The sequence below is a fragment of the Bradyrhizobium sp. 2S1 genome (assembly GCF_011516625.5).
GTDB lineage: Bacteria > Pseudomonadota > Alphaproteobacteria > Rhizobiales > Xanthobacteraceae > Bradyrhizobium > Bradyrhizobium septentrionale.
In genome coordinates, this window is sequence record NZ_CP147717.1 from 8,092,878 (window position 1) to 8,106,930 (window position 14,053).

Below are 14,053 nucleotides of genomic sequence, written 5' to 3' on the forward strand. Positions count from 1 at the left end.
GACCCGACTCGCAACTCCATCGTGGGCGATGGACCTTGCCAAGTCCACGCCGAACCGGACAAGGCCGCCGGTCCTCCTGCTTATCCCCAGGAGCCGGCCAAGTCGCCTTCTATGCCCCTGTCCCCGCGAGCACATTTTCAGAACTGGGTGATCAGCTGAGCCCAAACCGCGATCATCCCGACGAACAGCGTGATCGATGCCAGCGCTGCAGCTTCCTGCACGAAAATCTTCAACATGGCCGCTCTCCCTGAACTGGAACGTATGCAGAACATTGTTCCTTTTTTGTTCTGGGAGTCAAGCGACGGTAGTGGGTCAGTTTGAAAACTGACCCCGAAAAATTTCGCTTGGTTAATTGCGGAGATCGGGATGCGGACTCGCCCATATAGGAAACCTATAGCTAAAGTCGGCGCATGGGATTGCCAGCAAGAATCGCTTTGGGGATCGCGCTTGCCTGCGTCAGCACGCTCGTCGCAAGAACGGCTTTCGAAATCTGCTACCGCTCTGGGTTCTATCCGGAAGTCTGGTTCGCAGACTTAACGATGGGCGTCCTCAGCAATCACTTGGCTTTTTGGCTGCTCCTTTGCGTCACGGCCTTTGCAGTATGGATCGCGTTGGAAATTGCTGCGCGCCGGTGGCTACGCGCGCCGGTCAATCCCATGTTGGTTGTCCCTCAAAAATCAGACGACAAATTCTCCAGTCCCGTCCGGGCTGTACACAAGGGAATGGGTTCTAGTCTACAACCCCTCAAATCCTAGGGGCCGCAAGAACCTCTCGTTCAAAGAGGACGGCACGATTGGCTATGGCCGAAATCATAACGAATGGCGATGGAGCTACGCTAACGATCATCTAGATATCTGGATGAAGGACAACCGCCTGCACAATCGGTTCAAATACGATCCGCCGAGTGGTCGATTCCATTCCACGAATGATCTGGAAATGCATGGGCTGGTGAAGAACCAAGTTATTTATCAAGGAAAGGTCTAGTTCTTTTTTCCATTCTCAACGAGCCACGCGCGCGACTTGTCCTTGATCCATTCAAGCGCTTCATTCTCGCTTTGGAAACCAAAGACGCTATCCACTTCTCCGCCGCGCCACATGACGCTGACCGAGTGGCCCTTGCCGATGGCGTACTGACGGACGACGAACTGATACTCAGGCTTGAAGTTCGCCAGCTCCCACTGCTCCAACATCACAACCAGGTCTTCCATCTCCCAAAGCTTGTCAGTCACGCCAGCAGCCATTGCAGGCGTCACCTTGAGCGTCTGATGGATGCGAACGAAGTTGTAGTACATCGTATGCAGCGCAATCGCCGCAGCGTGGTTCTCGACTTTCTTTGAGAAGGCGTTCGTCAACCGCGTGAATCGGCGCATGTGCATCCGCATGGTGAGGTTGCTGCGCTCAGCATAGGACGTGCTGATGTGCTTCCACTCCGGGTTGCCGCTCTTTGGCTCTTTGCGAGCGCCAATGCACTTAGCTGGGCTGTAACGGACTTCCGCCTCCGGGGCCGCGCCATACAGCTTGATTAGCATCGCGTAGTCCACCTCGCCGCCAAACGCAGCATCAACGGCTTGCAGGTAAGGCGCGTGCCCATCGCTCGTTAGCTGGACTCGGTTGGCGATCCTGTTTTCAAGATCATGGGTGAACGCCATAGCCGCGTCCAGATCGCGAGCGCCAAGCAGCCAGCTCACAATCAGCTTTGTGTCGGCATCGATGGCGGTCCACGTCCAAACGTCGCCAGCGCTCGCCGGAGCGGCCTTAGCGCCCTTCACGTTCGCAGCCTTGGCGTAAACGAACGACCAGATTTCATCCATCTGGACGCGCTTGCAGGTCAGGTTCCGCAGCATCTTGTCTTGATAGGCTGCGCAGGCGTGGCCAGCATCCACCAACAGCTTGGCAACCGTGTTCTTGCTGGCCCCGGTCAGACGCGTAATGGCGCGGATCGACTGCCCTTCGCAGAGGAGGTGCAGGATTTGGGCGCGCGCCCTTCGGTCCAGCTTGTTCATGGCCGGACTATATGACCCTTTATGCTTAGCGTCAAGAAAGAAAGCCACCTTAGAAATCAATTCGAAAGTCGAGGGTCTTCTGGGCTGGACACCTCCCTGTTCCACGTACAACCTGCGGCAGTTTGAATCGCCCGGTTCAATTGCAATTAACATTTGTTGACTTATATGGCAACAATAGAGGATGATCTAAAAGCGGCTGGACTGGAGCTTTTTGATCTCCCCGATTGGGAGACTAGGGCCTGTTTGGATTCCGGATTCTCATCCTGGCTTGGTTGTGATTCAAGCTTGGGATGGACCGATTCGTTTTGACTGATGCCCAATGGGCGAAGATGGAGCCGCTTTGTCTTGGCAAGCCGGGCGATCCCGGCCGGAGCGGCAATAACAACCGGCTGTTTGTCGAAGCCGTGCTGTGGATTGCCCGCACGGGCAGTCCGTGGCGCGATCTGCCGCGGGCTTTCGGCAACTGGATAACAGTGTACACGCGCTTTCGCGACTGGGCGAAGGCCGGGCGTCTGGAAGCGCATGTTTGATGCGGTCTCGGACGAGCCGGACATGGAGTACGTCATGGTTGATGCCACCATCGTCAAAGTCCACCGCCACGGACAGGGCGCAAAAGGGGGACGCAAAACCAGGCGATCGGCCGCTCGAAAGGCGGAATGACCACCAAAATCCTGGCACTGACCGACGCGCTCGGCAATCTCCTGCGTTTCGTGCTGCTGCCAGGACAGCGCTTCGACACGGTCGGCGTCCCGCCGTTGATCGAAGGGCTGACCTTCGATGCGATGATCGCCGACAAGGCGTTCGACAGCAACGCCATCATCGCCGACCTCGACGCACGCGGCGCCAAGGTCGTCATCTCCCAGCACCCGCGGCGCGCAAAACCTCTCGCCATCGACGCGGAAATCTACAAATGGCGACATCTGATCGAAAATTTCTTCTGCAAGCTCAAGGAATTCAAGCGGATCGCCATGCGAGCCGACAAAACAGATATCAGCTTCGAAGCCATGATCAATCTCACCGCCGCTGTGATAAATTCAAGATGAATCCAAACAGGCCCTAGCCCGTCTTATTCGTCAGAGTGCGCCTGAGAGGCTGGCGAGCGTGGTGTAAAGCGCTGATGCGGCGTAGGATTCGGTTGCAAAGCCAACCCCATCACCTCAACCGCGAACGCCAGGCCCGCCATGACCGATGATACGATTCTGCCCTTCTCGTTTCCAGCCGTTCACGCCAAGAAAGTCACAGCTGCCTTCGATGGCGGTCGGCTGACCTCGAACGGGGGCGTGATGCTTCTGGCGATGGCCGAGCGGCGTCTCGGCTTGGCCGACAATCTGGCCCGGGTGTTCCCGGATCGGCGCGATCCGACGCGGGTCGTGCACAGCCTTGTCGATATGTTCCGCGCGCGCATGTTCGCGATCTGCTGCGGCTACGAGGACGCCGACGACCTCGATCATCTGCGGTCCGATCCCGCATTCAAGCTGGCCTGCGGACGGCTGCCGGACACGGGTCGCGATCTGTGTTCCCAACCGACGCTGTCGCGGCTGGAGAATGCTCCGCGCCTGCGCGACGTGATCCGACTGACCTACACTTTGGTCGACGCATGGATGGATAGCTACCCGCGCGAGCCGGCATCCGTCACGCTCGACATCGATGATACCTGCGATGTCGTCCACGGCCATCAGCAGCTCTCGCTGTTCAACGCTCATTATGACGAACGCTGCTTCCTGCCGATCCACGTCTACGACACGGAGAAGAGCCGGCCCGTGGCGGTCGTGCTGCGGCCCGGCAAGACGCCGGGCGGCGTCGAGGTGCGTGCCCACCTGCGCCGCCTGATCCGGCATATCCGGACGCGGTGGCACAACACGCGAATTACGTTCCGTGGCGACGGGCACTATGCCCGGCCGGAGGCAATGGCGTGGTGCGAGACCAACGGCATCGACTACATCTTCGGTCTGTCCGGCACCAAGCCGCTCGCCAGAAAACTCGACGAGGCCGCCGACGACATCCGCACGCGACGCGCCATCGAGAACCTGCCGGTTCTGCGTGGCTATACCGAGACGCGCCACAAGGCCAAGTCCTGGGATCGCGAACGGCGTACCGTCGCCCGTATTGAGGCGACAATGCTCGGCCTCGACATCCGTTTCGTCGTCACCAGCCTCGATGTCGGCTCGGCCGAGTGGATCTACGACAGCCTGTATTGCGCGCGCGGCCAAGCCGAGAATCTGATCAAGCTGCATAAGACACAGCTCGCCTCCGATCGCACCAGCTGCCGTTCGGCGCTCGCCAATCAAGTCCGCCTCGTTCTCCACACCGCCGCTTATTGGCTGATGCTGACCGTGCGCGACGCGATTCCCAAAGCCCGGGAATTGGCCACAGCCGAGTTCGCGACGCTGCGTCTTCGTCTCTTGAAACTCGCTGCCCGTGTCGTCGAGACCACGAGCCGCATTCGCCTTGCGTTTGCCGCGGCATGTCCCGAAGCCGACCTGATCCGCGGCTTGCCAGGCGCGCTGCTGCCGCTCGGTCCTTGACCGGCGGGGCGTCCGCCCCCCGTTCGCCCAACCTACACCTCAAGCGCGTTGCAAAGTACGGGTCGTCAGGCGGTGAAAAGCCGAAGGCAATCCCGCGCGCCTCGTCAGAGCAGATGTGCGGCCACATCAATCGGACTAAAAAAAACGCACTCTCACGAATAGGACGGGCTAGATTGCCCATCCGACAGCTGTGGATCGCGCCATCGTTTTGGGAGTGGTTTGATGCGGAGGAGGCCCTGCACGACCTCAAGCGCAAGAGTGGCGGCAAAACTTTAGGTGAGCACATCATCCAAATGTTTTGCGATCTGAGGTGCTCAGAGCGGCCAGGTGCTGGCGACGTCCGCAAGATGATGCCGACAAAAAAACACGTCTGGAAACTGCACCCCCCAAAGTCGCGGCTCTACGGATGGGCTGTCCGCGAAGAATGTCTAGCAATTATCTATGGAGCGACAGAGAGTGCCACGAAAGACAAGAGCGACGGAAACATAAGCAACAAAAAGAGAGATGAAGTTATTGGCTTCATCAAAGCAAGCAAGCTAACAAAGCACATATTTATGGGAGACTACCTTGCCCTCTTCCCGCCCAAAGCCAAACCCTCGACGTAAAATGTTCCTCAAGCTGGCCGGAATGATCGAAAGCCAACTTCGGGATGCATACGCGCGTAGACATGAGGCAGGCAGGCTCACTCAGTCCGGTATAGCAAGAGAATTGGGCGTGAACCGTTCGGCAATACATAATCGCCTGAGCGGCACAACAAACATGACCATTGAAACCATCGCCGATATGGTTTGGGCGCTTGGTCACGACATCGATGTCAAAATAGTCGATCCGGAATTGAAGGCGGACGCGAATTACTTTCTAGAGGAAGAGTGCGAGGAGCTTGTTGACCCTCCAGCGTTCGAAACTGCGCGCGATCCAGTTAATGACAACGGGCGCCCCATAATTGAATACGCCTTATGATTGCCCCGGTTTGCTTTGCTCTTTTTTGTGAGGACATAAGGCGAGAAGGCAATGGCCGTGACACCATAATTGGGGTGATGCCAGCCGCAATTCGCGTCTCTAAGTTTCCGGGAGCGCTCCGCAGGTTCTCGGTCTATTACCGAATAAGACTGCCGCTTGACCACGATCCAAGCGAGCGCATCTTCATCAACCTAGACGCTGACGGCGTGAGCGACGTGCAAATTGTGGATGAAGATGGGCTTTCGGCGGAGAGCTTAGAGCGTCTCATTGCGAGGACCAAAAGGCAGAAGGCGCCACATGTTGAAATCAACGCAAGGCTACGCCTTGATGATTTTCCCCTGATTGGTGCCGGTCAGATTCGAGCGGTTGCAATCGTCGGAGAGCAAAAGCTGGTGGGTGGCTTCATCAATGTCGAGCTTAGGGACGACGCCACCGCTTCGCAGCAGCCTTCCGAGCAATCTCGGTGCGACGCTCGGGACTCATAGCGTCAGCGCGCGCCTTCCCGCCCTTTCGCCCTAGCTCCACCGCAGCCGGGTCTTTGTCCTCTTCCTCCGGCGTAGGATCGCGGTCTGGCGTCTCGCCTGTAGCGATATCAATGATTCGCTTGGCGAGCTGGTTGGGGTCTCTAGGGCGTTTGGGGGTCATTTCGCATAACCCTGCGATCTTAGCCAAGATATCTTGCGGTTCCCATCTATCCACGCGCGGGCGTCCTCGTTGCTTGTGAGGCCGTCGATGATCCTGATTTCCGCCCCCGGGACACTGGCTTCAATTTGCCAATTGCCCTCGGCGATCCGCTTGGGAGTGAAGGTGACACGAGGAGATTTGCTCATCCTCCGAATATGCGCCGTTGACTGTCAATATTCCAGCCCGGCCGGCCGCCACAATCAAACTGACCCACTACCCAAGCGACGGTCGTTGATATCTGATCCCGAAAGATTTTCCTTGGTTAATTGGTCGGGCGGTGAACGAAGGCGATTTCTATTTCGCGCCGTTGCCAAGGCACAAACTGCACTGGCTTACCGAGTTCCATTGGGCGTAGGCTTCTGTTCCAACGCAGGGGTTGTGTCATGGGCAATGGCATACTTGAGAGCGTATGCATCGTACTACTCGGGCTAAGCCCGCTCGTGATCATCGGCATCGCGTTGTACGCGCAGTAGCCGCAACCTGGCCCGCGCCAACACGACCCTCAACGCCACAGAAGGCCCAACGAGTTCACCCACCGGATCATTGTGAACGGCGGGAGAGTCGCGGCTTACCCGCAACAATTCCCGGCTTGCATTGGCGGGCACGGCACGGTTCCGTATGAGCAATAAACGCAGCAATCTCCTGCTTTCGGTTTGAGCCGGACGCCGCAGCGCTTGCAGTCATAGAAGAACTGGCAGGCATCAGTCGGCATGGTCTCGGCAGAGACATGGCCACAGGATGGGCAGGTCAGTTCGGAAATCACCCGTCGTTCCGTCATGCATCCGAATATGCGGTGTTGGTGGCTAGTGCGAAACCCCCGTCCCGCCCTTCATCGCCGATGGCTCATCGGCCAGGCCAAATAAAAAACCCCGGGCCAAGGCCCGGGGTTTTCGACGTCGCTTGGATTAAGCGAACACTCAGTAGCGCGCGATGGCCGGGCCACCGAACTTGTAGTTCAGACGGCCGAGCACCATGTCGGTGTCGCCACCGGTGGTGAAGCCGGTCACAGCGACGCCAGCCGGAGTGACGAACGTTGCGCCATGGCTGTCTTCGAAGATGTGGTTGTACTCGATGCCGAGCGACCAGTTCTGGGCGAAGGCGAATTCGAGGCCAACACCAACCGTCGGGCTCCAACGGGTGTCGTAGCCGGTTTCGGATGCCAGCGCGCCGCCGGGAGCCAGGAACTGGTAGTTGCGATCGGTGACCGCAGCACCGCCCTTGGCGTACAGCAGGACGTTGTTCCAGGCGTAGCCGATCTGACCGGTGAACAGGCCGAACGCATCCATCTTCGAGCGAACGACGGCGCCCGGGACGAGCAGGTTGTTGGTGTTGCCCGAGACGTCAGCCCAGTTACCCTGAGCTTCCAGACCGAACACCCAGCCGCCGGTCTGCCAGCGGTAGCCGACCTGGCCACCGACGGTGCCGCCGTTGGCATCGTAGCTGCCAGCGGTGCCGATGCCGTTCACCGAACGGTTGTCGTGGCTCTGGGCCCAACCACCGTTGATACCGATGTAGAAGCCGGTCCAATCATAAACAGCGGCAACCATGGGCGGCGGAGCCTTGGTGTAAGGGCGAGCCGCGAGGTCAGCCGCGGAGGCAGCGGTCGCGCTGAGCGCGAGCAGGCTGGCGGTGACAAGCAAAATCTTCTTCATTTTTCCCGTTCCAACTTTTTCTACAGGGCCCCCAAGGCCGCGAGACACCGTCATAGCAGCCTCGAACGGAATTGCTGTAACTTCGCTGCAACAGGCAGGCCCAAACGACTTCGCTCAAATTTGAAGTTAATACTGTATTACAAGCACTTCTTGGAAGTTTTGCCACATAACTGCCGTATAATTTTCACAATTCAAACCTGCGTGCAGAGTTCCCGACCGTAAGCCCTCGCAAGACGGTGTTGACCGGAACCGGCTTGTTCGATTTGGATCATCGCCGAGATCGAATCTTCGCAGCAAAGGAATGCACATGCGGACGATGATTCTTGCTGCGGCATCTGTGGTCGCGCTCGCGACCCTGGGGACCGTGCCCGCTCATGCCGTCGGCGTGCGCTACCCGTTCTGCATTCAGGGCGATCGCTATCCCGGTCTGAGCAACTGTTCCTACCCGTCCTATCAGGCGTGCCTGGCCACCGCCTCGGGCATCGGACAGAACTGCATCGCCAACCCCTATTATGCCGGCGACAACGACCCACGCTCCTATCTGAACGTGTCGCCGCGGGAGCGGCGCGAGGGCAATTTCTTCGACCTGTTCATCCACTGACGGCCGATTGGGCCAAGCACGGGCGCGGGAATGTGAGTTGATGCACACCCGCGCCGATGCCACTCCACGCGCACGCTCCAGCATGAGCGTCGCCGGCGCCTGATCGACAGGAGATCTCTCGATGCGCAGCCTGATTCTGGCACTGTTGGCGCTGGGTACTGTCGCGATCGCGCCGGCCAGCGCGCAGAAATACGATTCGACCTCGCCGATCTGCAAACACAACTACCGATGGGGCGGTGAGGACACCGATTGCGGCTACACCTCGATGGCGCAGTGCCAGGCCTCGGCGTCCGGCCTGGCGGCGATGTGCATCGACAACCCCTACTATGCCGGGCCGCCGGTCGACCGTCGGCCGAGAGAACCTGGCAGACGGCCCCGCCCGGTCTATTGAGGGCTGAAGCCTTTTGCGTTGCGCTTGAAGCGAAGGCTCCAGCCTCTTGTTTTGACGCGGTTTCTTTGCGCAAGCGGTTGGCCGCTTCGCTCCGAAAGGCGTTATTCGAGCTCGACGATCTGTCCGTTCGACAGCGACACCCGGCGATCCATCCGCGCGGCGAGATCCATATTGTGGGTCGCGATCAGCATCGCGACCCGGGTCGCCTTGACGAGTTGCATCAGCGCGCCGAAGACGTGATCGGCCGTGCCGGGATCGAGATTCCCGGTCGGCTCGTCCGCAAGCAGCACCCGCGGTGCGTTGGCAACTGCGCGCGCGATCGCCACGCGTTGCTGTTCGCCGCCCGAGAGCTCGGCCGGACGATGAGTGATGCGGTCGCCAAGCCCGAGATAGGACAGGATCTCGGTCGACCGTTTCACGGTCTCGGAGCGCTTCAGGCCCCGAATCATCTGCGGCAGCATGACGTTCTCGAGCGCCGAGAATTCCGGCAGCAGCCGGTGCTGTTGATAGACAAAGCCGATGTCGGAACGGCGAATCTGGGTGCGGTCGACATCGGACATCTGCGAGGTCGGCGTACCCGCGACATAGACCTCGCCGTCATCTGGACTCTCGAGCAGGCCCGCGATGTGCAGCAAGGTCGACTTGCCCGAGCCTGACGGCGCCACCAGCGCCACCGATTGACCCGGCCACAGCGCAAGCTTGGCGCCGTTCAGGATCGTCAGCGTCGCTTCGCCCTGCCGGTATTCCCGCTTGATATCATGAAGATAGATGACCGGTGTATCTTCCGCCCCCTCCGCCATGTGCGCCCCTTATTCGTACCGGAGCGCATCGACCGGATCGAGGCGCGCGGCGCGCCACGACGGGTAGAGCGTCGCCAGGAAGGACAGCGTCAGCGCCATGATTACGACGGCGAGCGTCTCGCCGAAATCGACTTCGGCCGGTAGCTTGGAGAGAAAATAGAGCTCCGGCGAGAACAGCTCAGTGTTGGTGAGCCATGACAGGAACTGCCTGATCGATTCGATGTTCAGGCAGATCAGCATGCCGACAGCGAAGCCGGTCAACGTTCCGACCACGCCGATCGAGGCACCCGTGATCAGGAAGATCCGCATGATCGAGCCTTGCGAGGCGCCCATGGTGCGCAGGATCGCGATGTCCTGCCCCTTGTCCTTCACCAGCATGATCAGGCCCGAGACAATGTTGAGCGCAGCGACCAACACGATCATGGTCAGGATCAGGAACATCACGTTACGTTCGACCTGCAGCGCGTTGAAGAAGGTCGAGTTGCGCTGCCGCCAGTCGACCAGGAAGACCGGCCGGCCGGCCGCCTCCGTCACCAGCTTGCGATAGGTGTCAATCTTGTCCGGATTGGTGGTGAACACCTCGATCGAGGACACGTCGTTGTTGCGGTTGAAATAGGCCTGCGCCTCGGCCAGCGGCATGAACACGAAGGTCGAATCGTATTCCGACATGCCGATCTCGAACACCGCGGTGATCTTGTAGGGCTTGATGCGCGGCGTGGTGCCCATCGGCGTCACCGCGCCCTTCGGCGAGACCAGCGTGATCATGTCGCCGGCATGCAGCGAGAGCTGGTCGGCGAGCCTGCGGCCGATCGCGACGCCCTGCCCTTCATCGAAGCCCTCGAGCGTGCCCTGCTTGATGTTCTTGGCGATCGAGGTGAGGTTGTTGAGATCGTCTGAGCGAATGCCGCGGATGAACACGCCGGCGGCGTTGAATGGCGACGAACCGAGTCCCTGCCCGTCCACGACAGGCGCGGCCAGCCGGATGCCCTGCACCTGGCTGATGCGGTCGGCGACGTCCTTCCAGTCGGTCAGCGGGGATTCCAGCGGCTGCACCAGAAGATGTCCGTTGAGGCCGAGGATCTTGTCCAGGAGCTCCTTGCGGAAGCCGTTCATGACGGCCATCACCACGATCAGCGTGGCGACGCCGAGCATGATGCCGAGGAACGAAAAGCCGGCGATGACTGAAATGAACCCTTCCTTGCGGCGTGCGCGCAGATAGCGTCCGGACAGCAGCCATTCGAATGGCGCAAAAGGCCGGGTACGGAGTGGCTCGTTCATGGTCTCATCCATCTGTCGATAATCCCATGATTCGGACCAAATGTGGCCGGATTACCCCGTCGATAAGCGCGGCGTGAATAAACTTTAGCCCGCGAGCTTCGCGACCACGTCGGCGGGGCTCATGTTGTCGCGTGACCCGTCGCTGCGGCGCTTCACCTCGACCTTGCCGTCGGCCAGCCCCTTCGGTCCGACCAGAATCTGCCAGGGGATACCGATCAGATCGGCCGCGGCGAACTTGGCGCCGGCGCGCTGATCGGTGTCGTCATAGAGCACGTCGACGCCCTTCGCCGAGAGATCGCGATAGAGCTGCTCGCAGGCGCCATCGACGGCGGCATCGCCCTGCTTGAGATTGAGGATCGCAACGCGGAACGGCGCGACCGCCTCGGGCCATTTGATGCCGGCGTCGTCGTGACAGGCCTCGATGATCGCACCGACCAGACGCGACACGCCGACGCCGTAGGAGCCGCCATGGATCGGCACGTCGACGCCATCGGGGCCCGCCACCATCGCCTTCATGGTGTCGGAATATTTGGTGCCGAAATAGAAGATCTGGCCGACCTCAATGCCGCGGGTGTTCAGCCGCTTTGCTTCAGGCACTTCCTGCTCGAAGCGCGCGGCCTCGTGGACGTCTTCGGTCGCAGCATAGACCGAGGTCCACTGCTTGATGATCGGCGTCAGGTCGCCGTCATAATCGACGTCCGCGCCCGGCACCGGCAGGTCAAGCACATCGCGGTTGATGTAGACGCCGGACTCGCCGGTCTCCGCGAGCACGATGAACTCGTGGCTGAGATCGCCGCCGATCGGACCGGTCTCGGCCCGCATGGGGATCGCCTTGAGGCCCATCCGCGCAAATGTGCGCAGATAGGCCACGAACATCTTGTTGTAGGAGCGCCGCGCGCCGGCCTCGTCGAGGTCGAACGAATAGGCGTCCTTCATCAGGAATTCGCGGCCGCGCATCACGCCGAAGCGCGGACGTTGCTCGTCGCGGAACTTCCACTGGATGTGATAGAGGTTGAGCGGCAGGCTCTTGTAGGACTTGACGTAGGCGCGGAAGATCTCCGTGATCATCTCCTCGTTGGTCGGCCCGTACAAAAGCTCGCGCTTGTGACGATCGAGGATGCGCAGCATCTCCGGGCCATAGGCGTCGTAGCGGCCGCTTTCACGCCAGAGGTCGGCGAGTTGCAGCGTCGGCATCAAAAGCTCGAGCGCGCCGGCGCGGTCCTGCTCCTCGCGAACGATCTGCTCGATCTTCTTCAGCACCCGGAAGCCGAGCGGCAGCCAGGCATAGATGCCGGCCGCCTCCTGCCGCATCATGCCCGCGCGCAGCATCAGCCGATGCGAGACGATCTCCGCCTCTTTCGGGTTTTCTTTCAGGATGGGCAGGAAAAACCGCGACAATCGCATGGCGTTACTCGGGAATCAGGAAAGCGTGGGAAGAGCTGCAGTGAAACCGGATCGGGTGTGAAAACACAAGGGCCGCCAAATGACAAAAGCCCTTCAAATCAGGCTATTTTCGGCCATTTGAACGAATTGCGTCCCGCCGACCTGCCCGGCGCGCTGATCGTGCGTTTACCTGACCTCAAAATCGTCTTCCAGCGTCACTTTCTTGAAATCGGTCACCAGGGCATCGATCTGCATGTGCCAGCGGCCCGGGACCGGCAACGGTACCTTCTTCACGTGCCAATAGCCGTCGGGACCCAGCGCCGCGCTGCGTTCCATCGGCTCGACGCCGCGATCAGGCAGGCTCAGCGTCAGCGTCGCCTCCTTGGCCGCGAACGGGCTGGCATCGCCGTTCATCAGCTGCAGCACAAAGTCGTTCTGCCCGACCTTGCCTGGCGCGATCAGCACCTGGAACATCGCCGCATCGGTGTGGATGTGAACCGCGAGCGGAACGTCGGTCGACATCGCCAGCGCGCGCGGCGGCGGCGTGAAGCGCCAGAGCGCAACGAGACCGAGAATGGCGATCATGAGCACGAATTCGAGCGCGATCGAGCGCTGCAACGGCCGTGTGCGGTGGAATTCGCGTGCGATCGCCGGCGTGAACACCAGGCGGTTCAGCGCAGCAAGCCCGAGCAACAGCAACACCAGCACAAGTTTCACCAGAAGGATGTTGCCGTATCCAGTATCGATCAGCGCGCGAAAGCTTTCGAGCTGGACGACGGCGAGTGCAAGGCCCGACAGAGCGATCAAGGCGACGACCGGCACCGCGATCGTCGAAAAACGCTGCAGGACCCGCAACAGCGATTCCTTGCGCTGCCAGGCCAGCACCGCCAGTGGCGCCAATGAGCCCATCCAGAACGCGAGGCCAACGCCATGGATGAACAGCGCGGTCCGGGTCAGCCATTGCGGTAAGGCGGTGGCGGCGTGGCCGCTGACCGCAAACGACAGCCCGACACAGATCATTGCGATCGCGGTGCGCACAAAGGCTGCGCTGAACGACGGGCTGCGCCAGGCAATCGCCGCGATCAGCATCGCGGCGATCGCGAGCAGCATGGCCGGAAACAGGCTGGTGCCGGCGGCACTGGCCCATGCCGCCCATGTCAGCATGCCTGACAGCGGCAGGTTCAAGAGGTCGACGCCTTGCAAGCCAAGCGAGGCGATCGCGCCGACAAGGCCGATTGCAAGCGACCACATGATCAGCCGTTCGCCGGCCGGGCCCTGCCCGATCCAGGCGGCAAAGAACACGCCGCCGACGCCGGCAAACAGCCCCAGATAGAGCCCGAGCCGCGCCAGCCAGATCAGCGCATCGAGCGTACTGTCGCGTGACGGCGCCGCCGAGCCGGTGACGACGCCGATCGAGAACAGCAGCGAGCCGGCGACCGGTTGGCCATCCTGCGACACCACGCGATAGCTGATCACCTGCGTGCCCTGGGGCAGGCCCGCCGGCAGCGTCACCATCACAGATTGATCGACGGCGCGGATCGCGACGTCGCGCGGCTTGCCCGCAGCGTCGAGCAGGCTGACCGCGGTCGGCGCCACCGTTTCGTTGAAACGGAGCACCACCGTCTTCGGCGCCTCCGTCAGCACGCTGCCATCGGCCGGCTCGGCGGCGATCAGGACGGCATGCGCATGGGCCGAGGTCGCAAGGCACAGCACCACGAGCAGCGCGGCAAGACTTGCTGCGAGGCTTGCTGCAAGACTTGCGACCCACCGCACGGT

Annotated in this window: 14 protein-coding genes and 1 pseudogene; 8 read left to right on the forward strand and 7 right to left on the reverse strand. The window is 60.6% G+C overall.

What is annotated here, in order from left to right:
- Nucleotides 1–410: 410 nt before the first annotated feature.
- Nucleotides 411–755, forward strand: a complete 345-nt coding sequence (locus HAP54_RS38250) for a hypothetical protein (protein ID WP_166295958.1) — start codon at nt 411–413, stop codon at nt 753–755.
- Nucleotides 756–980: 225 nt separating this feature from the next.
- Here the strand turns inward: HAP54_RS38250 and HAP54_RS38255 are convergent, their stop codons facing one another.
- Nucleotides 981–2,003, reverse strand: coding sequence for a DDE-type integrase/transposase/recombinase (locus HAP54_RS38255; protein ID WP_166295961.1), 1,023 nt, complete (start codon nt 2,001–2,003; stop codon nt 981–983).
- Between the two features lie 290 nt (nt 2,004–2,293).
- Here HAP54_RS38255 and HAP54_RS38260 point away from each other — a divergent pair.
- From HAP54_RS38260 to HAP54_RS38280, 5 genes and pseudogenes are all read left to right on the forward strand, one after another.
- Nucleotides 2,294–3,046, forward strand: a pseudogene (locus HAP54_RS38260) (IS5 family transposase).
- A 138-nt stretch (nt 3,047–3,184) separates the two neighbouring features.
- Complete coding sequence (locus tag HAP54_RS38265) at nt 3,185–4,528, forward strand: IS1380-like element ISBdi2 family transposase (protein WP_166204320.1); 1,344 nt, start codon at nt 3,185–3,187, stop codon at nt 4,526–4,528.
- A 173-nt stretch (nt 4,529–4,701) separates the two neighbouring features.
- On the forward strand, nt 4,702–5,133 hold the full coding sequence (locus HAP54_RS38270; RefSeq protein ID WP_166205648.1) for a hypothetical protein: 432 nt from the start codon (nt 4,702–4,704) through the stop codon (nt 5,131–5,133).
- Nucleotide 5,134: 1 nt separating this feature from the next.
- A complete protein-coding gene (locus HAP54_RS38275; RefSeq protein WP_166205649.1) occupies nt 5,135–5,488 on the forward strand; it encodes a helix-turn-helix domain-containing protein in 354 nt (117 codons plus the stop codon).
- Nucleotides 5,485–5,973, forward strand: coding sequence for a DUF6941 family protein (locus HAP54_RS38280; protein WP_166205650.1), 489 nt, complete (start codon nt 5,485–5,487; stop codon nt 5,971–5,973). Before HAP54_RS38275 ends, HAP54_RS38280 begins: the two co-directional genes overlap by 4 nt.
- 767 nt (nt 5,974–6,740) lie before the next feature.
- Here the strand turns inward: HAP54_RS38280 and HAP54_RS38285 are convergent.
- Both HAP54_RS38285 and HAP54_RS38290 read right to left on the reverse strand, forming a co-directional pair.
- Complete coding sequence (locus HAP54_RS38285; protein WP_224741594.1) at nt 6,741–6,950, reverse strand: GDCCVxC domain-containing (seleno)protein; 210 nt, start codon at nt 6,948–6,950, stop codon at nt 6,741–6,743.
- 139 nt (nt 6,951–7,089) lie between these two features.
- A complete protein-coding gene (locus HAP54_RS38290; RefSeq protein WP_166295964.1) occupies nt 7,090–7,824 on the reverse strand; it encodes an outer membrane protein in 735 nt (244 codons plus the stop codon).
- Nucleotides 7,825–8,131: 307 nt separating this feature from the next.
- Here HAP54_RS38290 and HAP54_RS38295 point away from each other — a divergent pair, with 307 nt between their 5' ends.
- Together HAP54_RS38295 and HAP54_RS38300 are read left to right on the forward strand one after the other, a co-directional pair.
- Nucleotides 8,132–8,425 carry a DUF3551 domain-containing protein gene (locus tag HAP54_RS38295; protein WP_224741593.1) on the forward strand — a complete coding sequence of 98 codons (294 nt, stop codon included), beginning with the start codon at nt 8,132–8,134 and terminating at the stop codon, nt 8,423–8,425.
- A 121-nt stretch (nt 8,426–8,546) separates the two neighbouring features.
- Nucleotides 8,547–8,816 carry a DUF3551 domain-containing protein gene (locus HAP54_RS38300; RefSeq protein WP_166295970.1) on the forward strand — a complete coding sequence of 90 codons (270 nt, stop codon included), beginning with the start codon at nt 8,547–8,549 and terminating at the stop codon, nt 8,814–8,816.
- Nucleotides 8,817–8,917: 101 nt separating this feature from the next.
- Here HAP54_RS38300 and HAP54_RS38305 read toward each other — a convergent pair whose 3' ends face one another.
- From HAP54_RS38305 to HAP54_RS38320, 4 genes are all read right to left on the reverse strand, one after another.
- A complete protein-coding gene (locus HAP54_RS38305) occupies nt 8,918–9,616 on the reverse strand; it encodes an ABC transporter ATP-binding protein (RefSeq protein WP_166295973.1) in 699 nt (232 codons plus the stop codon).
- Nucleotides 9,617–9,625: 9 nt separating this feature from the next.
- Entirely contained in the window at nt 9,626–10,906 is a 1,281-nt protein-coding gene (locus HAP54_RS38310) for a lipoprotein-releasing ABC transporter permease subunit (RefSeq protein WP_166295975.1), read from the reverse strand.
- A 72-nt stretch (nt 10,907–10,978) separates the two neighbouring features.
- Nucleotides 10,979–12,298, reverse strand: a complete 1,320-nt coding sequence (proS, locus tag HAP54_RS38315) for a proline--tRNA ligase (RefSeq protein ID WP_166295978.1) — start codon at nt 12,296–12,298, stop codon at nt 10,979–10,981.
- Between the two features lie 165 nt (nt 12,299–12,463).
- Entirely contained in the window at nt 12,464–14,050 is a 1,587-nt protein-coding gene (locus HAP54_RS38320; RefSeq protein ID WP_166295981.1) for a copper resistance CopC/CopD family protein, read from the reverse strand.
- Nucleotides 14,051–14,053: the final 3 nt, after the last annotated feature.

What these genes read in the sequence shown, in the direction of transcription:
- HAP54_RS38250 (WP_166295958.1), top strand. Translation starts at nt 411, where the DNA reads ATGGGATTGCCAGCAAGAATCGCTTTGGGGATCGCGCTTGCCTGCGTC.
- HAP54_RS38255 (WP_166295961.1), bottom strand. Translation starts at nt 2,003, where the DNA reads ATGAACAAGCTGGACCGAAGGGCGCGCGCCCAAATCCTGCACCTCCTC.
- HAP54_RS38265 (WP_166204320.1), top strand. Translation starts at nt 3,185, where the DNA reads ATGACCGATGATACGATTCTGCCCTTCTCGTTTCCAGCCGTTCACGCC.
- HAP54_RS38275 (WP_166205649.1), top strand. Translation starts at nt 5,135, where the DNA reads ATGTTCCTCAAGCTGGCCGGAATGATCGAAAGCCAACTTCGGGATGCA.
- HAP54_RS38280 (WP_166205650.1), top strand. Translation starts at nt 5,485, where the DNA reads ATGATTGCCCCGGTTTGCTTTGCTCTTTTTTGTGAGGACATAAGGCGA.
- HAP54_RS38285 (WP_224741594.1), bottom strand. Translation starts at nt 6,950, where the DNA reads ATGACGGAACGACGGGTGATTTCCGAACTGACCTGCCCATCCTGTGGC.
- HAP54_RS38290 (WP_166295964.1), bottom strand. Translation starts at nt 7,824, where the DNA reads ATGAAGAAGATTTTGCTTGTCACCGCCAGCCTGCTCGCGCTCAGCGCG.
- HAP54_RS38295 (WP_224741593.1), top strand. Translation starts at nt 8,132, where the DNA reads ATGCGGACGATGATTCTTGCTGCGGCATCTGTGGTCGCGCTCGCGACC.
- HAP54_RS38300 (WP_166295970.1), top strand. Translation starts at nt 8,547, where the DNA reads ATGCGCAGCCTGATTCTGGCACTGTTGGCGCTGGGTACTGTCGCGATC.
- HAP54_RS38305 (WP_166295973.1), bottom strand. Translation starts at nt 9,616, where the DNA reads ATGGCGGAGGGGGCGGAAGATACACCGGTCATCTATCTTCATGATATC.
- HAP54_RS38310 (WP_166295975.1), bottom strand. Translation starts at nt 10,906, where the DNA reads ATGGATGAGACCATGAACGAGCCACTCCGTACCCGGCCTTTTGCGCCA.
- proS (WP_166295978.1), bottom strand. Translation starts at nt 12,298, where the DNA reads ATGCGATTGTCGCGGTTTTTCCTGCCCATCCTGAAAGAAAACCCGAAA.